Annotated in this window: 25 protein-coding genes; 7 read left to right on the top strand and 18 right to left on the bottom strand. The window is 69.9% G+C overall.

What is annotated here, in order from left to right; genetic code table 11:
- Window positions 1-24 precede the first annotated feature (24 nt).
- The 4 genes from ABQJ56_RS02765 to ABQJ56_RS02750 all read left to right on the top strand — a co-directional run bounded on the left by ABQJ56_RS02765 (window position 25) and on the right by ABQJ56_RS02750 (window position 3,053).
- On the top strand, window positions 25-672 hold the full coding sequence (locus tag ABQJ56_RS02765) for a methylthioribulose 1-phosphate dehydratase (protein WP_367843467.1): 648 nt from the start codon (window positions 25-27) through the stop codon (window positions 670-672).
- Window positions 669-1,229 (top strand): 1,2-dihydroxy-3-keto-5-methylthiopentene dioxygenase, encoded by a 561-nt coding sequence (locus tag ABQJ56_RS02760; protein ID WP_367843466.1) that lies wholly within the window; start codon window positions 669-671, stop codon window positions 1,227-1,229. Before ABQJ56_RS02765 ends, ABQJ56_RS02760 begins: the two co-directional genes overlap by 4 nt.
- 90 nt (window positions 1,230-1,319) lie before the next feature.
- Entirely contained in the window at window positions 1,320-2,006 is a 687-nt protein-coding gene (mtnC, locus tag ABQJ56_RS02755; RefSeq protein WP_367843465.1) for an acireductone synthase, read from the top strand.
- A gap of 18 nt (window positions 2,007-2,024) precedes the next feature.
- Window positions 2,025-3,053 (top strand): C13 family peptidase, encoded by a 1,029-nt coding sequence (locus ABQJ56_RS02750; protein WP_367843464.1) that lies wholly within the window; start codon window positions 2,025-2,027, stop codon window positions 3,051-3,053.
- Between the two features lie 9 nt (window positions 3,054-3,062).
- On the opposite strand, the gene hisIE is transcribed toward ABQJ56_RS02750, so the two are convergent.
- From hisIE to gltX, 16 genes are all read right to left on the bottom strand, one after another.
- Window positions 3,063-3,686: a bifunctional phosphoribosyl-AMP cyclohydrolase/phosphoribosyl-ATP diphosphatase HisIE gene (gene hisIE / locus ABQJ56_RS02745; protein ID WP_367843463.1), complete on the bottom strand. Its 624-nt coding sequence runs from the start codon at window positions 3,684-3,686 to the stop codon at window positions 3,063-3,065.
- Window positions 3,687-3,832: 146 nt separating this feature from the next.
- Entirely contained in the window at window positions 3,833-4,606 is a 774-nt protein-coding gene (hisF, locus tag ABQJ56_RS02740; RefSeq protein ID WP_367843462.1) for an imidazole glycerol phosphate synthase subunit HisF, read from the bottom strand.
- Window positions 4,600-5,328, bottom strand: a complete 729-nt coding sequence (hisA, locus tag ABQJ56_RS02735; RefSeq protein WP_367843461.1) for a 1-(5-phosphoribosyl)-5-[(5-phosphoribosylamino)methylideneamino]imidazole-4-carboxamide isomerase — start codon at window positions 5,326-5,328, stop codon at window positions 4,600-4,602. Before hisA ends, hisF begins: the two co-directional genes overlap by 7 nt.
- Window positions 5,329-5,338: 10 nt before the next feature.
- Window positions 5,339-5,929 (bottom strand): imidazole glycerol phosphate synthase subunit HisH, encoded by a 591-nt coding sequence (hisH, locus tag ABQJ56_RS02730; RefSeq protein ID WP_367843460.1) that lies wholly within the window; start codon window positions 5,927-5,929, stop codon window positions 5,339-5,341.
- Window positions 5,929-6,996 (bottom strand): bifunctional histidinol-phosphatase/imidazoleglycerol-phosphate dehydratase HisB, encoded by a 1,068-nt coding sequence (hisB, locus tag ABQJ56_RS02725; RefSeq protein WP_367843459.1) that lies wholly within the window; start codon window positions 6,994-6,996, stop codon window positions 5,929-5,931. Before hisB ends, hisH begins: the two co-directional genes overlap by 1 nt.
- Window positions 6,993-8,069, bottom strand: coding sequence for a histidinol-phosphate transaminase (hisC, locus tag ABQJ56_RS02720; RefSeq protein WP_367843458.1), 1,077 nt, complete (start codon window positions 8,067-8,069; stop codon window positions 6,993-6,995). Before hisC ends, hisB begins: the two co-directional genes overlap by 4 nt.
- The gene (gene hisD, locus ABQJ56_RS02715) at window positions 8,066-9,373 is read right to left on the bottom strand and encodes a histidinol dehydrogenase (RefSeq protein WP_367843457.1); all 1,308 of its coding nucleotides are present in this window, start codon (window positions 9,371-9,373) and stop codon (window positions 8,066-8,068) included. Before hisD ends, hisC begins: the two co-directional genes overlap by 4 nt.
- Before the next feature lie 13 nt (window positions 9,374-9,386).
- Complete coding sequence (hisG, locus tag ABQJ56_RS02710; RefSeq protein ID WP_367843456.1) at window positions 9,387-10,280, bottom strand: ATP phosphoribosyltransferase; 894 nt, start codon at window positions 10,278-10,280, stop codon at window positions 9,387-9,389.
- The gene (locus tag ABQJ56_RS02705) at window positions 10,277-10,612 is read right to left on the bottom strand and encodes a YerC/YecD family TrpR-related protein (protein ID WP_367843455.1); all 336 of its coding nucleotides are present in this window, start codon (window positions 10,610-10,612) and stop codon (window positions 10,277-10,279) included. Before ABQJ56_RS02705 ends, hisG begins: the two co-directional genes overlap by 4 nt.
- 259 nt (window positions 10,613-10,871) lie before the next feature.
- Complete coding sequence (locus tag ABQJ56_RS02700; protein ID WP_077483554.1) at window positions 10,872-11,033, bottom strand: 30S ribosomal protein THX; 162 nt, start codon at window positions 11,031-11,033, stop codon at window positions 10,872-10,874.
- A gap of 87 nt (window positions 11,034-11,120) precedes the next feature.
- Window positions 11,121-12,080, bottom strand: coding sequence for a cation diffusion facilitator family transporter (locus ABQJ56_RS02695; protein WP_367843454.1), 960 nt, complete (start codon window positions 12,078-12,080; stop codon window positions 11,121-11,123).
- Between the two features lie 63 nt (window positions 12,081-12,143).
- Window positions 12,144-12,842 carry an SDR family oxidoreductase gene (locus ABQJ56_RS02690; RefSeq protein WP_367843453.1) on the bottom strand — a complete coding sequence of 233 codons (699 nt, stop codon included), beginning with the start codon at window positions 12,840-12,842 and terminating at the stop codon, window positions 12,144-12,146.
- A gap of 22 nt (window positions 12,843-12,864) precedes the next feature.
- Window positions 12,865-13,317, bottom strand: a complete 453-nt coding sequence (locus tag ABQJ56_RS02685) for a MerC domain-containing protein (protein WP_367843703.1) — start codon at window positions 13,315-13,317, stop codon at window positions 12,865-12,867.
- A gap of 121 nt (window positions 13,318-13,438) precedes the next feature.
- Complete coding sequence (locus ABQJ56_RS02680) at window positions 13,439-13,948, bottom strand: transcriptional repressor (protein WP_367843452.1); 510 nt, start codon at window positions 13,946-13,948, stop codon at window positions 13,439-13,441.
- 31 nt (window positions 13,949-13,979) lie between these two features.
- Window positions 13,980-14,258, bottom strand: a complete 279-nt coding sequence (locus ABQJ56_RS02675; protein ID WP_367843451.1) for a hypothetical protein — start codon at window positions 14,256-14,258, stop codon at window positions 13,980-13,982.
- 24 nt (window positions 14,259-14,282) lie between these two features.
- Complete coding sequence (gene gltX / locus ABQJ56_RS02670; protein WP_367843450.1) at window positions 14,283-15,683, bottom strand: glutamate--tRNA ligase; 1,401 nt, start codon at window positions 15,681-15,683, stop codon at window positions 14,283-14,285.
- A gap of 67 nt (window positions 15,684-15,750) precedes the next feature.
- Between gltX and ABQJ56_RS02665 the strand changes: the two genes are divergently transcribed.
- From ABQJ56_RS02665 to ABQJ56_RS02655, 3 genes are all read left to right on the top strand, one after another.
- The gene (locus ABQJ56_RS02665) at window positions 15,751-16,497 is read left to right on the top strand and encodes a transporter (RefSeq protein WP_367843449.1); all 747 of its coding nucleotides are present in this window, start codon (window positions 15,751-15,753) and stop codon (window positions 16,495-16,497) included.
- A gap of 248 nt (window positions 16,498-16,745) precedes the next feature.
- Window positions 16,746-17,906: a glycosyltransferase family 4 protein gene (locus ABQJ56_RS02660; protein ID WP_367843448.1), complete on the top strand. Its 1,161-nt coding sequence runs from the start codon at window positions 16,746-16,748 to the stop codon at window positions 17,904-17,906.
- Window positions 17,875-18,438: a phosphatase PAP2 family protein gene (locus ABQJ56_RS02655; RefSeq protein WP_367843447.1), complete on the top strand. Its 564-nt coding sequence runs from the start codon at window positions 17,875-17,877 to the stop codon at window positions 18,436-18,438. Before ABQJ56_RS02660 ends, ABQJ56_RS02655 begins: the two co-directional genes overlap by 32 nt.
- Before the next feature lie 278 nt (window positions 18,439-18,716).
- Here ABQJ56_RS02655 and accD read toward each other — a convergent pair whose 3' ends face one another.
- Window positions 18,717-19,589 carry an acetyl-CoA carboxylase, carboxyltransferase subunit beta gene (gene accD, locus ABQJ56_RS02650; protein ID WP_367843446.1) on the bottom strand — a complete coding sequence of 291 codons (873 nt, stop codon included), beginning with the start codon at window positions 19,587-19,589 and terminating at the stop codon, window positions 18,717-18,719.
- A 249-nt stretch (window positions 19,590-19,838) separates the two neighbouring features.
- Entirely contained in the window at window positions 19,839-20,726 is an 888-nt protein-coding gene (locus ABQJ56_RS02645; RefSeq protein WP_367843445.1) for an SDR family oxidoreductase, read from the bottom strand.
- Window positions 20,727-20,812: the final 86 nt, after the last annotated feature.

Below are 20,812 nucleotides of genomic sequence, written 5' to 3'. Positions count from 1 at the left end.
TCCCTCGTTTGGACGTCCATTTGCATGAGCCAGCCATTGCCCGATTCGATTCCGCCCGACCTGTTCGCCGCGCGCGCCGACGCGATCGCCGCCGCCGCGCGCGAGCTGGCGCTGGCCGGCTGGACGCCCGCCACGAGCAGCAACTTCTCGATGCGCGTCGACTCTGAACACGCCGCGATCACCATCTCCGGCCGTGACAAGGGCAAGCTCACCCGCGACGACATCATGCTGGTGGACATGCAGGGCCGGGCCGTGGGCACCGACGCCCGCCCCAGCGCGGAAACCGCGCTGCACACCCAGGTCTATCGCCGTTGGCCCGAGGCGCAGGCCGTGCTGCACACCCATTCGCGCACGCAGAGCGTGGCCTCGCGGCTGTTCGCGAAGCATGGCGTGGTGCGCGTGGAAGGCTGGGAACTGCAGAAAGCCATCACCGGCCACACCACGCACGAAGGCGTGCTGGAGATCCCGGTGTTCCCCAACACCCAGCACATGCCCGAGCTGGTGGCGCACGTGGATGCCTGGCTGGATTCCGGCAATCCGCTCTCGGCCTACCTGATCGACGGCCACGGCATCTATACGTGGGGCCGCGACATGGCCGAAGCTCGCCGCCACCTCGAGGCCCTGGAATTCCTGCTGGCTTGCGAACTTGATCTACGGAGACTCAAGGCATGAGCCGTTTGCGCATCTTCGACGAGAACCGTCCCGAGGCACCGCTGTCCACATACGCCGAGCATGCGGCCATCGCCCGCGAGCTGGGTCGGGTCGGCGTGCGCTTCGAGCAGTGGGCCGCCAACCAGCCGATTGCCCCCGGCGCCAGCCAGGACGAGGTGATCGCCGCCTACCGCACCGACATCGACCGGCTGATGCGCGAGGAGGGCTACCAGTCGGTGGATGTGATCAGCCTGAAGCCCGATCACCCCGAGCGCGCCGCATTGCGCCAGAAGTTCCTCAGCGAGCACACCCACAGCGAGGACGAGGTGCGCTTCTTCGTCGCCGGGGCCGGCCAGTTCACCCTGCACATGGCCGGCAGGGTCTACGACGTGCTGTGCGAAGCGGGCGACCTGATCGGCGTGCCCGACGGCACCCGCCACTGGTTCGACATGAGCGAGGCGCCGTATTTCGTGGCGATCCGCCTGTTCACCAACAAGGAAGGCTGGGTGGCGAATTTCACCGGCAGCGACATCGCACAGGGCTTCCCGCGCATGGAACCTGTCGCCGCCGCGGGCTGAGCCAGGCCTGCTCCCCTCTCCCGCCTGCGGGAGAGGGGATGAACGCCGCAGCCGGGTAAACTGTCGGTCCACTCTCCCCGCGCAACAGCCATGCCCGAAATCCGCGCCATCGTCACCGACATCGAAGGCACCACCAGCTCGATCAGCTTCGTCAAGGACGTGCTGTTTCCCTATGCGCGCAAGCGCCTGCCCGCCTTCGTCGAAACCCATGCCGATCGCCCGGAGGTGCAGCACTGGCTGCACGAGGCCGCAAAGGAGGCCGGCTACATCGAGGCCAGCCGGCAGGAAGTGATCGAGCTGCTGCTGCGCTGGATCGCCGAGGATCGCAAGTCCACCGCGCTGAAGGCGCTGCAGGGCATGGTCTGGCGGGAAGGTTACGAGGCCGGCGACTACCGCGCCCACGTCTATCCCGAAGTGGCAGCGCGGCTGCGCGCCTGGCGCGCCGAGGGCCTGCGGTTGTACGTGTATTCCTCCGGTTCGGTGCCCGCGCAGAAGCTGTTCTTCGGCTACAGCGAGGCCGGCGACCTCACGCCGCTGTTCGCCGGCTACTTCGATACCGAGACCGGCCCCAAGCGCGCGCAGGCTTCCTACGAGAAGATCGCCGCGGCGATCGGCGAACAGCCCGCGCACATCCTGTTCCTGTCCGACATCGCCGAGGAACTGGATGCCGCGCAGGCTGCGGGCTTCCGCACCGGCTGGCTGCTGCGCCCGCCGCAGGCCTTGCCTGCGCAACCGCGCCATCCCGCCTACGCCGATTTCGACGCGATCACCCCCTGAGCCAACATCGAGCCCTGCATGCGCACCATCCTCACCGCCCTGCTCGCCTTCGCCGCCGGCGTGCTGTTGATGCTGTGGCTGCCCGGCCACGGCCACACCCCATCGTCATCCACTGTCGCGGCAACCACGGCGACGACGGCCACGGCGAACAGCACCGCCACGGCCGGCTCGTCCGCCGACGACGGCGAGGACAGCGAGGACGATGCCAACTGGCCGAACCAGGGCCCCACCCCCGAGCAGGTGCTGTACGCCCAACCGAAGATGCTGCAGGACGAACTGGCGAAGCTCGGTCCGCGCGTGCCCGGCAAGCCCAACCTCTACCTGGTCACCTTCGCGGGTGACGGCAGCGAGGACGTGTTCCGCAACGAGGCCGAATACGCCGCCAGGCTGTTCCGCCAGCGCTTCGGGGCCAGCACCCACACGCTGGTGCTGGAGAACAACCCGGCCTCGCTCTCCACGTATCCCATTGCCGGCTGGAACAACCTCGAAGCCGCACTCGACGGCCTTTCCAGGGTGATGCAGCCGGACGACATCCTGATGCTCTACCTCACCACCCACGGCAGCGACGACCACGAGCTGCTGGTGGACATGGACCCGCTGCCGCTGGACCAGATCGGCGCGCAGGACCTCGCCGAGATCCTCAAGGAGCACCCGTTCAAGTGGAAGGTGGTGGTGGTCAACGCCTGCTATTCCGGCGGCTTCATCCCGCCGCTGGCCACCGCTGGCACGCTGGTGCTCACCGCCGCACGCACCGACCGCAGTTCCTTCGGCTGCGGCAGCGAATCGGACCTCACCTACTTCGGCCATGCCTGGCTGGTCGACGCACTGAACCGCACCGACAACTTCGTCGACGCCTTCGCCCAGGCCAAGGCCGAGATCGCGCAATGGGAGCAGCGCGACAAGCTCACGCCCTCGGAGCCGCAGAGCTACGTCGGCGACGGCATCGAGGCGCAACTGGACGCGTGGCGCAAGGGCATCACGCCAGGGCCGGCCGTGCGGTTCATGCCGGCGCCGCCGGCGCCCGCCGCCACGACGGCGAATCCCTGAGGGCCAGGGTCACTGCCCGGCGTGGCGCCGCGCCAGTACGCCCACGGCATCGGCCAGCGACAGCCCTCGAGCACGCAACAGCACGGTGAGGTGGAACAGCAGGTCCGCCGCCTCGCCCAGCAGTTCCTCGTCGCCCTGCGCCACCGCGGCGAGTGCGCTTTCCACGCCCTCCTCGCCCACCTTCTGCGCGATGCGGCGGATGCCGCCTTCGAACAGCTTGGTGGTGTAACTGCCTTGCGGACGCTGCTCATGGCGCTGCGCCACCAACGCGTCCAGTTCGCCGAGAAAGCCCGGCGCCGGGCGCACGTCGTCGCCAAAGCAACTGGACGTGCCGTTGTGGCAGGTCGGCCCGTACGGCTCGGCCTGCACCAGCAAGGTGTCGGCGTCGCAATCGACGCGGATGGACTTCAGCACCAGCACGTGACCGGAACTTTCGCCCTTCGTCCACAAGCGCCGCTTGCTGCGGCTCCAGAACGTGACGTGGCCGCTGCGCCGCGTTTCCGCCAGCGCCTCCGCGTTCATGTAGCCCAGCATCAGCACTTCGCCGCTCAGCCAGTGCTGCACGATGGCCGGCAGCAGGCCGTCGCCCTTGGGCCAGTCGAGGCGCGCGAGATCGGTCTGGATGTCGCTCATTGGGATACCTGCTGCCGTATGCGCCCGCCAAGACATGCCGGGAATTCATTTTCGCCGTCATTCCGTCTCAAGCTGGAATCCAGTGCCTTCGAAGCTTTATCGCCATGCGAAAGTCACTGGCTTCCGGCTTGCGCCGGAATGACGAGCTAAGGTGCTCGCACCGCCACGCCCTGCCCTTGCAGGTAACGCTTGAGTCCGGGAATCGCGATCGCGCCGGCGTGGAACACGCTCGCGGCCAATGCACCGTCCACGTCGGCCTCGACGAAGGCGTCGCGGAAATGCCCGGGCGTGCCCGCACCACCCGATGCGATCAAGGGCACATGGCATATGGCACGCACCGCCCCGAGCTGTTCGAGGTCGTAGCCCTGCCGCACGCCGTCGCTGCCCATGCAGTTGAGCACGATTTCGCCGGCGCCGCGCTGCTGCGCCTCGACCACCCAGTCCAGCGTGCGGCGCGCCAGCACGCGGGTCTTCGACGGATCGCCGGTGTACTGGCGCACGCGCCACTCGCCGTCGGCGTCGCGCAGCGAATCCACGCCCACCACCACGCATTGCACGCCGAAGGCGGCGGCCAGCTCGTCGATCAGCGCCGGTCGCTCCAGTGCCGGCGAGTTCACCGACACCTTGTCCGCGCCGGCGTGCAGCACGGCGCGCGCCTCGTCCACCGAGCGGATGCCGCCGGCGACGCAGAACGGGATGTCGATCACCCGCGCCACCTTCTCCACCCAGCCGCGGTCCACGCTGCGTCCCTCCGGGCTGGCGGTGATGTCGTAGAACACCAGCTCGTCGGCGCCCTCGTCGCGATAGCGCAGCGCGAGATCCACGATGCCGCCCATCGCCACGTGGTCGCGGAAACGCACGCCCTTGACCACCTGGCCGTTGCGCACGTCGAGGCAGGGGATGATGCGGCGGCTCAGCATGCCAGCGCCTCCGCCACGCTGAAGCGGCCTTCCAGCAGGGCGCGTCCCAGGATCACGCCGCGTGCGCCGGCTGCGCGCGCCGCGCGGATGTCGTCCAGCGAGCGCACGCCGCCCGAGGCCTGTACCGCGAGCTGCGGCACGCTGGCGGCGAGATGCCGGTACAGGTCGAGGTTGAAGCCGGCCAGCATGCCGTCACGGTCGATGTCGGTGCACAGCAGGTGGCGCGCACCTTGTGCGGCATACCACGGCGCCAGTTCGTCCAGGGTGCGCGTCTCGGTTTCGGTCCAGCCCGTGCTGGGCAGGCTCCAGCGCCCGTCGATGCAGCGGGTGTCGAGCGCCAGCGTGATGCGTTCGGCGCCATGGTCGCGCAGCCAGCCGGCCACCCGCTCGGGATCGCGGATCGCCACGCTGCCCACCACCACGCGGGTAACGCCGGCATCGAACAACCGGCGCAGGTCGGCATCCTCGCGCACGCCGCCACCGGCCTGCACCTGCATGCCGTCCCTGGCGATCGCCGCGATCACCGCCAGGTTGTCCAGCGTGCCGGAGCGTGCGCCGTCGAGGTCCACCAGGTGCAGCCAGCGCGCCCCGACCTCGGCGTAGCGCTGCGCCAGCGCGCGCGGGTCGTCGGCATAGGTGGTCTGCTGCGCGTAGTCGCCCTGCTTCAGGCGTACCACGCGACCTTCGCGCAGGTCGATGGCGGGAATGACCGCAAACGTCATAGGGCTCTCGTCATAGTTCGAGAAAGTTCTTGAGGAGCCTGGCGCCGACGGCGGCGGAACGCTCGGGGTGGAACTGCATGCCGTGGAAGTTGCCGCGTGCGACCACGGCGGAGAACGGTTCGCCGTAGTCCGCGCTGGCCAGCGTCCATTCGCCCACGGGCACCGCATAGCTGTGCACGAAATACGCCTGGCCGCCCTCGTCCAGTCCGCTCAGCAGCGGGTGTTCCTGCTGCACGGACAAGCCGTTCCAGCCCATGTGCGGCACGCGCAGGCCCGGCCGCCCGGCGAAGCGGCGCACCGTGGCCGGGATCAGGCCGAGGCATTCGGTGTCGCCTTCGTCCGAATGCGCACACAGCAGTTGCATGCCCAGGCACACGCCCAGCACCGGCTGGCTCAGCGAGCGCAGCAGTTCGACCAGGTCCAGCTCGCGCAGCCGCGCCATGCCCGGTCCTGCCGCGCCCACGCCCGGCAGGATCACCTTGTCGGCGGCGCGGATCGACGCGGCATCGGAAGTCAGCGCCGCATCCGCGCCCAGCCGCTGCAGCGCGTAGCGCACCGAGCCGATATTGGTGCCGCCCGCATCGACCAGCACGACGCTCATTACAGCGTCCCCTTGGTACTGGGCAGCTCGTCGCCCTCGCGGCGGATCGCCTGGCGCAGCGTGCGCGCCACCGCCTTGAAACAGGCCTCGACCATGTGGTGCGCGTTGTCACCGCGCACCGACAGATGCAGGTTCGCGCCCAGCGTCTCGCACAGCGAACGGAAGAAGTGCGGCACCATCTCCACCGCCAGTTCGCCCACGCGCTCGCGCGGAAAGCCGCCTTCGAACACGAAGTACGGGCGACCGGAAAGATCCAGCCGCGCTTCCGCCGCGCTCTCGTCCATCGGCAGGCAGAAGCCGTAGCGGGCTATGCCGCGCTTGTCGCCCAGCGCCTGCTTCAAGGCCTGACCGAGCGCCAGTCCGCAGTCCTCGATGGTGTGGTGTTCGTCGATGTGGATGTCGCCGTCGCAGGCGAGCTGCAGCGCGAAGCCGCCATGCTTGCCGATCTGCTCCAGCATGTGGTCGAAGAAGCCCAGGCCGGTGTGCACCTTCGGCTCCGCCACCTTGTCCAGGTCGACGCGCACGGTGATGCGGGTCTCCCGGGTGTTGCGCACCACCCCGGCGACACGCGGCGCATCCAGCACCTGGTGTGCCAGTTCGTCCCAGGCCATGCCTTGTGGCCCCACCCGGAAGCCGCGCACGCCGAGATTGGCGGCGAACTGCAGGTCGGTCTCGCGGTCGCCCACCATCAGCGACGCCGCGCGGCTCCAGCCATCGTCGGCGAGCCAGCCGCGCATCAGGCCGGTGCCGGGCTTGCGCGTGTCGCGGCCCTCGTGCGGAAAGCTGCGGTCGATCAGCACTTCGCGGAAACCGATGCCCTGCGAGGACAGGATGCGCAGCAGCAGCTCGTGCGGGCCGCTGAAATGCGCCTCCGGGAAACTGCCCGTGCCGAGTCCGTCCTGGTTCGTCACCATCACCAGCTCGTAGCCGGCGGCCACGAAGCGCTGCAGCGCGGCGATCACGCCAGGCAGCAGGGCCAGCTTCTCGTAGCTGTCGATCTGCTCGTCCGCCGGTTCCTCGATCAGGCAGCCGTCGCGGTCGACGAAGAGGATGCGACGAGCGCTCATGCCGCCCCTCGCGCCTGCATGGGAACCCCCAGCGCAACCAGCACACGATCGTTCTCCTCCGGCGTGCCGACGGTGATGCGCAAGGCATCGTCCAGACCGGGATGGCGCCGCACGTCGCGCACCACGATGCCGGCCTCGTACAGTTGCCGATACGCGGCGCCGGCATCGTCGAACCGCACGGCAAGGAAATTCGCCTGCGAGGCCAGCACGGCACGCACGCCCGGCAGGCGGGCCAGGGCCGCGCGCATGCGTGCGCGTTCGGCGCGCACCACGCCGATGTGCGCCCGCGCATTCGCCTGTCCCCAGCCCGACAGCGCGAGCAGGGCCGCGTTCACGCTGGGCAGCGGCAACGGATACGGCGGCATGATCCGGCGCAGCAGGGCCACCACGTCCGGATGCGCCAGCAGGCAGCCGATGCGCGCACCGGCCAGCGCCCAGGCCTTGGACAGCGTGCGCAGCACGGCAAGGTTGTCGTAGCGATCGAGCAGGTCGACCACGCTACCTTCGTCGGCGAACTCCACGTAGGCCTCGTCCACCACCAGCAGCGCACGGCCGGCCAGCGCCTGCGCCAGCCGCTCGATGTCGGCGCGCGGCACCACGCTGCCCGCGGGATTGTTCGGCGTGCAGGCGAACACCAGCTTCACCGCGGGCGTCAGCGCGGCCAGCACGGCGTCCACGTCCAGGCTGAAGTCGCCACGCAACGGCACTTCGACCACGCCGGCGTCCTGGATGCGCGCGCACACCGCGTACATGCCGAAGGTGGGCGGCTGCACCAGGATCGCGTCGCGTCCGGCGCGGCAGAACGCGCGCACCAGCAGGTCGATCGCCTCGTCGCTGCCGCGGCCCACCAGCAGCTGTTCGCGACGCACGCCGTACAGGCGGGTCAGCGCATCCACCAGGGCCGCCGGCTGCGGTTCCGGGTAGCGATTGCAGCCCGTGCCGCCGTCGCCGGTGGGCTCCCATGCGGATTCGTTCGCGTTCAGCAGCAGCTCGCCGCCGCTGGCCTCCATGCGTGCGGAGGAATACGGCTGCAGGGCGCGGATTTCCGCCCGCGCGAGATCGAGCACACTCATGTCATGGACTCCAGTTCGGCCAGTCGCAGCGTCACCGCGCGGCGGTGCGCCTCCAGTTGTTCGGCCGCCGCCAGCGTGGCGGTGCACGGCCCGATGCCGCGCAGGCCGTCGGCACTGAGCTCCTGCACCGTGATCTGTTTCTGGTAGCTCGCCACCGACACGCCGCTGTAGCTGCGCGCATGGCCGTAGGTGGGCAGCACGTGGTTGCTGCCGCTGCAGTAGTCGCCCACCGACTCCGGCGTCCATGCGCCCAGGAACACCGAGCCGGCGCTGTCGATGCCGTCCAGCAGGCGCCGCGGCGCCGTCACCTGCAGGATCAGGTGCTCGGGTGCGTAGCGGTTGCTCACCTCGACCGCCTGCGCCAGCGAGGCCACGGCGATCAGCCGGCTCTGCGCCAGCGCCTGCAGGGCGATCTCCGCGCGCGGCAGTTCCGCGCATTGCCGTTCGACCTCCCGCTCCACGCGGTCCAGCAGCGCGGCCGAGTCGCTGAGCAGGATCACCTGCGAATCCTGCCCGTGCTCGGCCTGGGACAGCAGGTCGGCGGCGACGAAGGCGGGATTAGCCGCCACGTCGGCGATCACCAGCACCTCGGACGGACCGGCCGGCATGTCGATCGCCGCGCCGTCCGGATCGGAGGAGACCTGCAGCTTGGCCTCGGTGACCCAGGCGTTGCCGGGGCCGAACAGCTTGTCGCACTTCGGCACGGAAGCCGTGCCATGGGCCATCGCCGCGATCGCCTGCGCGCCGCCCAGCTTGAACACCTTGTGCACGCCGACCAGGCGCGCGGCATACAGCACCGCCGCATCGCAGCGTCCATCGGCGCGGGCCGGCGAGCACAGCACCACCTCGCGGCAGCCGGCGATGCGCGCGGGCACGCCCAGCATCAGCGCGGTGGACGGCAGCGGCGCGCTGCCCGCCGGCACGTACAGTCCCACGCGGCCGATCGGCCGCAGCATGCGTTCCACCCGCACGCCGGGCGCCGTGTCCACGCCCACCGGCTGCGGCGCGGTCGCACGATGGAAAGCCTCGATGCGGCCGGCGGCCTCGCGGATCGCCGCCTTCAGGGCGGGATCGAGCGCGGCTTCGGCAGCCATGAACTCGGCATCGGCGACCTCGAGTTCCGTCAGCGCGCAGCGATCGTATTTCGCGCTCAGCTCGCGCAGGGCCGCGTCGCCGCGCGCACGCACGTCCACGATGATGCGGGCCACGCCGTCGCGCAACACCGCCGCCCGCGATTGCGCCGGGCGCGCCAGTGCCTCGCTGCGGCCCGGTTCATCGAGCGCGTTCCAGTCGATCCGTTTCATGCCTTGGGACTCTTCATGCCAGCATCTTTTCCACCGGCAGCACGAACATTTCGCGCGCACCGGCCTTCTTGATCTCTTCCAGCTGGCGCCAGCTCACTTCGCCCGCGCACAGCGCCTGCAGCATCAACTGGTCGGGCTGGCCGGCCACCGGCAGCAGGGTCGGCTGCGGGCCGCCGGGCAGCAGCCGGGTCACCGCATCCAGCGCATGGCGTGGGGTCTGCAACAGCAGCAGGCGCGATTCCCGCACCTGGATCACGCCGTCCAGCCGCTTCAGCAACAGCTCGGCCAGGTCGCCACGCTCGTCCGCCGGCAGCGCCTGCGGGCCGGCCAGCACCGCCTCGCTTTCCAGCAGCACGTCGGCTTCGCGCAGCTGGTTCGCCACCAGGGTGCCGCCGCTCTGCACCAGGTCGCAGATCGCGTCCGCGGTGCCCAGCTTCGGCGCGATCTCCACCGAACCGGCCAGGGTCACCACGCCGGCCTCGACGCCGCGCTCGCGCAGCCATGCGCCGAGCAGGCCCGGATACGAGGTGGCGATGCGCTGCCCCGCCAGTTGCGCCGGCTCGCGGTAGTCGAATTCCTGCGGCACCGCGATGGACAGCCGGCAGCGCCCGAAGCCCAACGGCCGCAACTCGGCCAGCGGCTCGCTCTCCAGCCCCGCCGTGAGGCGGAATTCGTCGAGCACGTTGCGACCCACGATGCCCAGCTCGCACACGCCCTGGGCGATCAGGCCGGGGATGTCGTCGTCGCGCACCAGCAGCAGGTCCACCGGCTCGCCTTCGCCGAAACAGAACAGCTTGTCGCGGCTCTGCCGGAACGTGAGGCCGCAACGCCTGAGCAGTTCCAGCGCCGGCTCGGTGAGCCGGCCGGACTTCTGCATCGCGATGCGCAGGCGGTCGCGCGGCTTCATGCGCGCACCTTCTTCGCCACCGCGCGGCGGCGCGAGGCGCGCGCCGCGGCCGCCAGGTAGCCGCCGTTGCCCTGGGTGAGGAAGCGCGCCACGCGACCGATCGTGGTGATGCTCACCGCGGTGCGCTCGTGGATCTCTCGATAGGCCACGCCGTCCAGCAGGTAGGGCACCACGCGCCAGCGATCCACCAGCACCTCCAGCTCGGCCGGCGTGCACAGGTCGCGCAGGAAGGCATCCATCTCCCCCTCGTCCTTCAGCGACAGCAGCGCCTGGCACAGGCTCTGCTCCGCCGACTCGACGGGCGTCTCGGGATCCAGCGATCGACGTTTCATAATGTATTAGCGCATTAGTACAATGGATCGGCATTGTAGGGAGCATCGGCACCCGGTGCAAGCGTCGGGCGCCGGGCCGCGTTCAGCGCGCCGTCACGGCAGACCCGCCGGTCGACGCAGCAGCCGCAAAGCGCCCGCAAATCCGCCGCGAGCGATGCCGGCACCGCACCAGCGATGGTCCATGGGACGGTCGCGAGGAATGGCGGGCACAAAAAACCCCGCGCAAGGCGGGGTTCTTCGTGGAACGTGCCGGACAGACTCAGGCCGACTTCTTCTTCGGCGCGGCCTTCTTCGCGGCGGCCGGCTTGGTCACGGTCGGCTTGGCGCCGACCACCGCCGGCTGCGCGCCGTGCACGCGGGTGTTGCCGTAGCTGCCGCGATAGGTCTTGCCGCGACGGGTCTTGCGATCGCCCTTGCCCATGGGAATCTCCTCGATGCGTGATGGCCCGCCATGATAGCAGCGCCAGCCCCGGCGCCATAGACGGTGCCGGAGCTGGCCGGACCGGATTCAGCCGTGGCCGGCGCAGCCCCGCGGCTGGTCGAGGCAGGCTTCCGGGTCGATCTGCACGGTGACGTGCTGGATGCCGAAGCGCTCTCCCAGCAGGCGATGGATCGCGCGCAGCGCCTGCGCGGCGGCGGCCGGGTCGTGCAGCTCGGCATGCAGGGTGGCCATGCGCGAACCGGAGGCCAGCTGCCACACGTGCAGGTGATGGATGCCGCGGATCGAGGCATCCGCACCGCGCAGCGCAGCCTCCACCTCCGCGCTGTCCATGCCGTCCGGCACGCCTTCCAGCAGGATATGGGCGGAGCGGCGCAGCAGGCGCCACGCGCTGACCAGGATCAGCACCGCCACCAGCAGCGACAGCAGCGGATCGGCCCACAGCCAGCCGAACCAGCGTATCGCCAGCGCGGCCAGCACCGCGGCCACCGAGCCGAGCAGGTCGCCCAGCACATGCAGGGTCGCGCCGGCCAGGTTCACGTCGTCGTGCGCATGACCGTGCAGGCTGCGCAGCACCAGCAGGTTCGCCAGCAGGCCGACGATGGCCACGGCCAGCATCAGGCCCGACAGGATCGCGCCCGGATGCAGCAGGCGCTGGACCGCCTCCCACGCCACCCATGCCACCAGCACGAACTGGCTCAGCGCGTTGACGAAACCGACCAGCACTTCCATCCGCCCGTAGCCGTAGCTGCGCCGCGCGTCGGCCGGCCGCAGCGCCAGGCGCGCGCCGACGAAGGCCATCAGCAGGGCCAGCGCGTCCACCATCATGTGGCCGCCGTCGGTGAGCAGGGCCAGCGAGCCCGACCACAGGCCGCCGACCACCTCGGCCAGCATGGTCAGCGTGGTCAGCAGGAAGGCCACGAGCAGCTTGCGGCCGCGCGCGCCGACAGGCGGCGCGTGGTCAAGATCGTGATCGTGCACCGTCGCCGGATGCGGATGATCGTGTCGGCAGGAATGCGGGTTGCTCATGCGCAGATGCTAGGAAGCGCGGCTGGCGTTACACAATCACCGCACGGGTTTCCGTGCACGCGCTCACCACGGAACGTCCCGGCCGGAACGGTCTAGATACTGCAGGCCCGGCACCCCGCGCTTCGAGATCAGCAGATCGACCAGCAGCGGCACGCTCTCCTCGATCGTGAAAGGCGCATCCGGACCGCCCAGCTCGGTGCGTATCCATCCCGGCGCAAGCACCACCATGGCGCGCGGATTCGCGGCCTCGCGTGCCGCGAAGCTGCGCATGAACATGTTCAGCGCGGCCTTGCTGCCGCGATAGACCTCGCGCATCCCGGTTTCGTTGTTCGCGATGCTGCCCTGCCCCGACGACATCGCTCCGATCAACCCGTCCGCCGGCACGAGATCCTGCAGCGCCTCGATGACGCGCATCGGGCCGAGCGCGTTCGTCACCATCACGCGGACGAATTCTTCCGTCGCCACGTCGCCGATGCGCACGCGCTGGTCGTGCGTGGTGGTTCCCGCGCTCACGAACAGGATGTCGAGCGCGCGGCCGGCAAGGCGCCCGCGCAGGGCGGCGATCTGCTCCACCTCGTTGATGTCGAGCGTTTCGACCTCGACGCGCCCCGGGTGCTGCTCCGCCAGATCATGCAACGCGGTCCGGGTTCCGGCCCGCACCGTGCCGATGACATGCCAGCCACGGTCGAGGAATCCGGCAGCCATGGCCGCGCCCAACCCGCGCGACGCGCCGACGACGAGGATCGTGGGGGCAGGCCGCATGGTCTCTGGCTCCGCGCGCAACTCAATGCACGCATTGCGGGCCGTGCACATGCGCCTCCGCATGCGCATGCCGGCGGTCGATGTACAGGTTCACGAAGTGCGCCGAAGCCACCAGCAGGCCACCACAGGTGACCATCACGCTGTGCACGACGATCGAATAGTCGGTGGCCCAGGTGACGCCAAGCAGCAACAGCAGCAACCCCGGCACGGCCAGCAGCAGCGGCAGCGGCCGACGATGCCGGCGATAGCCACCGGCCAGGGCGAACAGCGCCAGCGTCGCGGCGAACATCACGAAGCCGCGCTCGAAGCGATGCCCTGCCAGGAAGCCCAGGCCGAGCAGCGGCAGCACGGTGAGCACGAACGGCAGCAGCGCGCAGTGGATCGCGCACAGGAACGAGGCGGTGGCGCCCACGCGGTCAGCCAGATGCCACCAGCCCGCCGCCTTCGGCGCATCGTCCACGACGGCAGGCCCCATCGTCACGGGGTCCAGCAGCAGACTGTCGGCTTCGGCGGAGCTTGCGATCCTGTCCATGTAGGCAATGTTACTTTATAACAATTGAGTTGCACAAGCGGCGCGCGCTGCCCGGGGATGGCGTTCAGGGCTTGTGGCAGCGCTTGCAGACGCCGTGGACTTCCAGGGTCTGCGCCTGGGCGCGGAAACCCAGCGCCCTGGCCTGCGCCTCGATCAACTCGGCGACACGCTCGTCGCAGACTTCCTCGGCGCCGGAGCAGACATCGCAGATCAGGAAGGGCACCTGGTGCGCCTCGGCCGGGTGATGGCAGGAGACGTAGGCGTTGATCGATTCCAGCTTGTGGATGAAGCCCTGCTCCAGCAGGAAATCCAGCGCGCGATACACCGTGGGCGGCGCCGCGTTGCCGTGCTTCTCGCGCAACTGGTCGAGCAGGTCGTAGGCCTTCGCCGGCTTGTCCGCGGCGGCGACCAGCTCCAGCACCTCCATGCGCAGCGGGGTGAGGCGCAGGCCACGCTGCTCGCTGACATGCGCCACCTCGCGCACGAAGCCCTTAGCGTCATGGTGATGCGCATGGTGGGCGTGCGGCTTGCTGGCGGCGTCGTGGGCCAAGGGGCTCTCCTCGCGGACGATCATACACGCTGAGATGCGGCCACAGGCCGGCAAGTCAATGCGGCAGCGGCGGCGGTACGGCGCGCGACCGGCGGCGCGTGCGCAGCCACAGCACCAGCCAGCCGATCGGCCCCAGCAGCCAGGCCCAGGCCACCCCTTCCCAGAAACGCCCGCGCCACCAGCCCAGCAGCGCGCCCACCGCCACGAAGACCAGGTTCCACCAGAACAGCGCGCCCCAGGGCACCATCGCCCAGAGATTCAGGAACACCCGCCAGAACGCGCCCGGCGCGTCCGGATCGACGCCCTGCATGGCGCGGGCAAGCAGCTCGTGCATGGGTCGCCCTGTCCGCCGGCGCCCTCAGCCGCGCGCCAGGGCCAGCGCGTGGTCGATGCGCTTCAGCGCCTCGTTACGCCCGGCGAGGTAGATGGTGTGGTCGATCGACGGCGACACCTGGGTGCCGGTCATCGCCACGCGCAACGGCTGGGCGATCTTGCCCATGCCCAGTTCCAGCTTCGCGGCCACCTGCTCGATCACGCCGTGGATAGTTTCCGGCTTCCACTCGACGGCGGCCAGCAAGCCCCTGGCCTCTTCCAGCACGGCAACGGCGCTGTCGTTCTTCAGGTGCCTGGCGACGGCCTTGTCGTCCCACTCGGTGATCGGGCCGTACCAGATCTTCGCGCGCTCGGCCATTTCCTTCAGCGTGTGCACACGGTCGCGCAACGCCACGATCACCTCGGCGGGCGCAGGGCCATGCGCCACGTCGATTCCGGCGCGCGCCAGGTGCCACGCGAACTCGGGCGCCAGCGCGGCGGGGTCCTCGGTCTTGAGGTAATGCTGGTTCAGCCAGTTGAGCTTCTCGGTGTCGAAGCGCGAGGCGGCCTTGTTGACGTCGGCCACGTCGAACAGCTTCACCATCTCCTCGCGCGAGAAGATCTCCTGGTCGCCGTGCGACCAGCCCAGCCGCACGAGGTAATTGAGGATCGCGTGCGGCAGGTAGCCTTCCTCGCGGTACTCCATCACGCTCACCGAATTGGTGCGCTTGGAGAGCTTCTTGCCATCCTTGTCCAGGATCATCGGCAGGTGCGCGAACTCCGGCACCGGCGCGCCCAGCGCGTGGTAGATGTTGATCTGGCGCGGTGTGTTGTTGACGTGGTCGTCGCCGCGGATCACCTCGGTGATGCCCATGTCGATGTCGTCCACCACCACGGCGAAGTTGTAAGTGGGCCAGCCGTCGGAGCGGAAGATCACCAGGTCGTCCAGCTCGGCGTTGGCCCATTCCACCCGGCCCTTCACCTTGTCCTCGAACACCACCGATCCTTCCAGCGGGTTCCTGAATCGAATGACGCGATTGGGATCGTCGCGACAGGGCTCGTTGCGGTCGCGATAGAAACCGTTGTAGCGGGGCTTCTCGCCCTTCGCCATCGCGGCCTCGCGCATCGCCTCGATCTCCTCCTTGCTCTCGTAGGCGTAGTAGGCCTTGCCCTCGGCCAGCAGGCGCTCGGCCACTTCCCGGTAGCGGGCAAGGCGCCGGGTCTGGTACACCGGTGCCTCGTCGGCGGAGAGATCCAGCCAGGCCATCGCGTCGAGGATCGCCTGCACGGCCTCGTCCGTGGAACGCTCGCGGTCGGTATCCTCGATGCGCAGCAGGAATTCACCGCCGCGGCGGCGCGCCTCCAGCCAGCAGTACAGGGCGGTGCGCGCGCCGCCGATGTGCAGGAAACCGGTGGGACTGGGGGCGAAACGGGTGCGAACGGTCATGGGATTCTTCAAGGGGACGCGGAGCGAAGCGACGGATTTTAGCCGATACGGCGCCGCGCACCTTGGCATGCCGCTGGCGGGCCTGCTTGCACTCGGCCTCGCCGCCACCGCGCATGCGGACGGCAACCCCGGTTACGACCGCCCCGGCCTGGGCTTCGCGCCTGCCGTGCTGCAGGCCGGGGCGGTGACGTACGAGCAGGGGTTGCCCGACTGGACCCGCAGCCACGACGGCGGCACATCCAGCGCGCAGTACAGCACCGACGGCCTGCTGCGCCTCGGCCTCGGCGGTCCACTGGAGCTGCAGCTGGGCAGCTCCTGGAACGAACTGCACTTGAGCGGCGCAGGCACGAGCGAGCATGCCAGTGGCCGCGGCGACACTTCGCTGGGGATGAAGTTCGCCCTGCCCGCCTCCGGCGCCTTCAGCTGGGGTCTGCTGGGCAGCGTGGAATTCACCGACGGCACGCGCGCACTGCACAACCCGCAACGGCAATACCTGCTCGGCGCCGACTTCAACTGGCAATGGAACGCACGCAACACCGCGGGGCTGTACTTGCAGGACGTGCGCGCCGGCGGCCACGACAGCCAGTTGCTGGCGCTGGACGACGGCTACGCACTGACGCCCGCGCTGAATGTCTATGCCGAGGCGGCATGGCTGCACGATGCCGTGGACGGCCAGGGCAGCCAGGCCGGTGCCGGCGTGGCCTGGCTGGTCACGCCGCGCGTGCAGCTGGACGCCAGCGCGCGCCACCGCTTGTCCGGCCACGCCGACGAGTGGGAGGCGGGCCTCGGCGTGTCGGTGTATTTCGGCCGCTGAGTGTTCCCGTGCATGGTGATCCGCTCCGGCACCGGCAGCGAACCGGACGTGGTTTGCGTCGCCCCGCTCCCGCCGCGGCGCATGCATGGCCGGGGCACGGCGGGCATGCCTCCCGCGAGGGATGAACGGGCAAGCCAGCCGCGCCGGCAAGCCCGTGCAGGCCGCCGTCATCGCCGCGTCATGCAGCCGCCACCCGCGCGCAAAGCTGCAGGACGAAGCTGCACGCAGACCACGCGAGGGCCACCGTCATGCGCATCGGCATCGTCAGCGAAACCTGGCCTCCCGAGATCAACGGCGTGGCGCTCACCGTGCACGGGCTCGCCGCCGGGCTCGCAGCGCGCGGGCACTCCATCGACGTGGTGCGGCCGCGCCAGACACGGCGGAGCGTAGCCGAGCCCGGCTTCGACACCTTGCTCACGCGTGGCGTGGCGTTGCCGCGTTATCCCGGCCTGCGGCTCGGCCTGCCGGCCGGGAAGGCCTTGCGCGAACGGTGGGCGCAGGAGCGTCCCGATGCGGTCTATGTCGCCACCGAAGGCCCGCTGGGCGGATCGGCGCTGCGTGCAGCCAGCGCCCTGCGCATTCCGGTGGCGACCGGTTTCCACACGCGCTTCGACAGCTACGCCGGCCATTACGGGCTGCGCTGGCTCACGCCACTGGTGCGCGGCCACCTGCGCCGCTTCCATCGCCGTGCCGCCACCACCCTCGTGCCCACCGACGCGCTGGCGCAGGAGCTCGCCGGGCTCGGCGTGGACAATGCGCGCCTGCTGCGTCGCGCGGTGGACACGCGCCTGTTCCATCCTGGCCGGCGCGACCCGGCGCTGCGCGTGCAATGGGGCGTCGATGCCGGCACGCCGGTGATGCTGTACGTGGGCCGCATCGCCCCGGAGAAGAATCTCGAGCTGGCGGTGCAGGCCTTCCGCGCCGCGCAGCAGCAACTGCCTGCGATGCGCTACGTGTGGGTGGGCGACGGCCCGGCGCGCGCCGCGCTGCAGGCGGCGCATCCGGACTTCGTCTTCGCCGGCCTGCAGCGTGGCGAGGCGCTGGCGCGGCACATCGCCAGCGCGGATCTGTTCCCCTTTCCCAGCCTCAGCGAGACCTTCGGCAACGTGATCCTTGAGGCGCTGGCCAGCGGCCTGCCGGTGGTGGCCTATCGCGAGGGCGCGGCGCGCGAGCATCTGCGCAACAACTACAACGGCTATTGCATTGCCGGCGGCGATGCGGCCGCCTTCGTGGAGGCAACGGTCAAGCTGGCGGGCAGCCCCGGCCTGATCCGCCACATGGGGCGCCACGCGCACGAGAGCATGGCGCGACTGTCGCCAGATGCGGTGATCCGCGAATTCGAAACCCTGCTGCGCGAACTGGCCGAGGAGCGCGACCATGGGCACGATACCGTCATCGTCCACGCCTGAAGCACCACGCTACGCCTTCGACCTCCGGGTCTGCGTGGCGGCGAACCGCTGGGGCACGCGGCGCGCGGTGGGTGCGTTCTTCGGCGTCGTCAGCCGGCTCGGCGACGGCCTGTTCTGGTACGCGCTGATGCTCACCCTGGTCGTGCTGGATGGCCGGCGCGGCCTGCTCGCCGCCGTGCACATGGCGGTCACCGGGCTGGCAGCCCTGCTGCTCTACCGCCTGCTGAAACGGCACACGCGCCGGCCACGCCCGTTCCGCGCCTGCCCCGGCGTGATCGCGCACGTGCCGCCGCTGGATGAATTCAGCTTCCCGTCCGGCCATACCTTGCAGGCGGTGGGCTTCACCGTGGTGGCACTGGCCTGGTACCCGCTGCTGGCGCCCCTGCTGGTGACGTTCGCCGTACTGATCGCCACGTCGCGCGTGGTGCTCGGCCTGCACTATCCCAGCGACGTGCTCGCCGCGATCGGCATCGGCGGTGCGCTCGGCGCGTTGTCGTTGTGGCTGGGGCACGCCGTGGCCATGCTCGCCTGAGCGATTCTTCCGCACGGCGTCGCGCGGGGCTTCCGCATCAGGCACTTGGCGCACCTATCCACAGGCTTTGCCCGCGTGCTTCCACAATCGCTGTGGAAAATGCGGGAGGTCCTGCGCAGAAATTCATCAACGCGTGCCAAGTGCCTGTCGGCAAAGCCGCGAATGCGGCTTGTCCACAGCTTTGTTCGGCAGGCATCAACACCCGCTGTGGAAAACCCTGCCGCGGAAACGACGATGCCGCCCGGAGGCGGCATCGTGTCGCGCGATGCAGGAAAGCCTCACGCCGCGCGCGGCGCCTTCTGCAGCAGGTTGAGCAGGTCGGCCAGCTTGTCGCGCATCTCGCGGCGGTCGACGATCAGGTCGATCGCGCCGTGCTCCAGCAGGAACTCGGAACGCTGGAAGCCTTCGGGCAGGGTCTCGCGCACGGTCTGCTCGATCACGCGCGGACCGGCGAAGCCGATCAGCGCCTTCGGCTCGCCGATGTTGATGTCGCCCAGCATGCCCATGCTGGCGGAGACGCCACCGGTGGACGGGTTGGTCAGCACGCTGATGTAGGGCACGCCGGCATCGCGCAGCTTCGCCAGCACGGCCGAGGTCTTGGCCATCTGCATCAGCGAATACAGGCCTTCCTGCATGCGCATGCCGCCGCTGGCGGCGAAGCACACCAGGGCGCTCTTCTCGGCCAGCGCGCGCTCGCCGGCGCGGGCGAACTTCTCGCCGCCGACCGAGCCCATCGAGCCACCGACGAAGCCGAACTCGAACGCGGTGGCGACCAGCGGGCGACCCTTCAGCCGGCCGCTCATCGCGACCAGCGAGTCCTTCTCGCCGCTGGACTTCTGCGAGGCGACGATGCGGTCGCGGTACTTCTTGGAGTCGCGGAACTTCAGCGGATCGGTGGCCTCCATGCTCGGCCACAGCTCCTGCGCCGAATTCTCGTCGAGCAGCGCGAGCAGCCGGGCGCGCGCACGGATGGCGTGATGGTGGCCGCACTTGGGGCAGACCATCAGGTTGCGCTCCAGCTCCGGCTTGTACAGCACCGAGCCGCAGCCGGCGCACTTCTCCCACACGCCCTCGGGCACCTTGCCCTTGCCGCCACCGTTGGAGCTTTGCGTGCGCGCACGCGGTGTCATGATTTTCTGCAGCCAGTTCATAATGACGCCTCTGGTGAAGCGCGCATTCTAGCCGAGTTCGACGGGCGCTCCGGACGCGGGCGTGTGGAATGCCACGCGGCGCACGCCGTTGTCCGGAATCCCAGCAAAGATCATCGAAGTCGAAGCACCTGACTACGCGCGAGGTAGTCGAGCGCGCCCCGCTCCCTCCGGGAGAGCGGCGTGGCGCCGGGACGAGCGAGAGCGCGGGGCCGGCGCGACGACCGGACCATCGCGCGCCGCGTCGTTCGTTCAGCCGTTGAAGTGGCCGGCGAGGTCCGCCAGCAGCCCGGGCCCGGCCGGCTGCCAGCCCAGTTGTTGCCGCGTCCAGGCGCTGGAGGCGGAGAGGTCGTGCGCGGTGAACATCGCCAGCCAGCCGAAATGGGCCGCCGCCTCGTCGACCGGCAGCGAGGCCACCGGCACGCCCAGTCCACGGCCGATGGCCTCGGCGATGTCGCGCAACGCCACCCCTTCCTCGGCCACCGCGTGGTAGCGCGCATCGGGCGCGTGCCGCTCCAGCGCCAGGCGGTAGAGCCGCGCGACGTCGGACACGTGCGCCGCCGAATAACGGTTGCTGCCCTCGCCCACGTAGGCGGAGACGCCCTTCTCGCGCGCCACCGCGATCAGGTAGCTGACCAGGCCGTGCCGGCGGGTGTCGTGCACCTGCGGCAGGCGCAGCACCGACACGTTGGCACCGGCGGCGGCCACCGCCGCCGCGGCCAGCTCCGACGCCTTGCGCGGGTTGGGGGCGTCGATGTTGAACACGTCCTCGGTGGCGGGCTGGTCCGGCGCCGCCTGCCCCATGCCGACGCCCGAGGTGACGACCAGCGGGTGGCCGCTGCCCGCGAGCCCGGCGCCCAGCGCCTCGATGGCGCGACGGTCCTTCTCGCAGTTGGCGACGAAGTTGGAGAAGTCGTGGTCGAAGGCGCAGTGGATCACGCCCTCCGCCAGGGCGGCGCCGCGGCGCAGGCTGTCCGGGTCCGCCAGGTCGCCGCGATAGGCTTCCGCGCCGGCGGCCTGCAGCGCCCGGGCGCCGGTATCCGAGCGCGTCATGCCGAGCACGCGGTGCCCCGCGCCGATCAATTCCGCGACGATGGCCGAGCCGATGAAACCGGTCGCGCCGGTAACGAATACACGCATGGGTCAACTCCCGTTCCGCGATGGAAGGAGGCCACTCTCCGCGTCGGCGCCATCCGGGTAAAGTAGTGAGTTCATACGGGTAACGG

The sequence above is a fragment of the Rhodanobacter geophilus genome (assembly GCF_040812275.1).
Lineage (GTDB): Bacteria > Pseudomonadota > Gammaproteobacteria > Xanthomonadales > Rhodanobacteraceae > Rhodanobacter_A > Rhodanobacter_A geophilus.
This window is presented reverse-complemented; position numbering and strand designations above follow the sequence as displayed.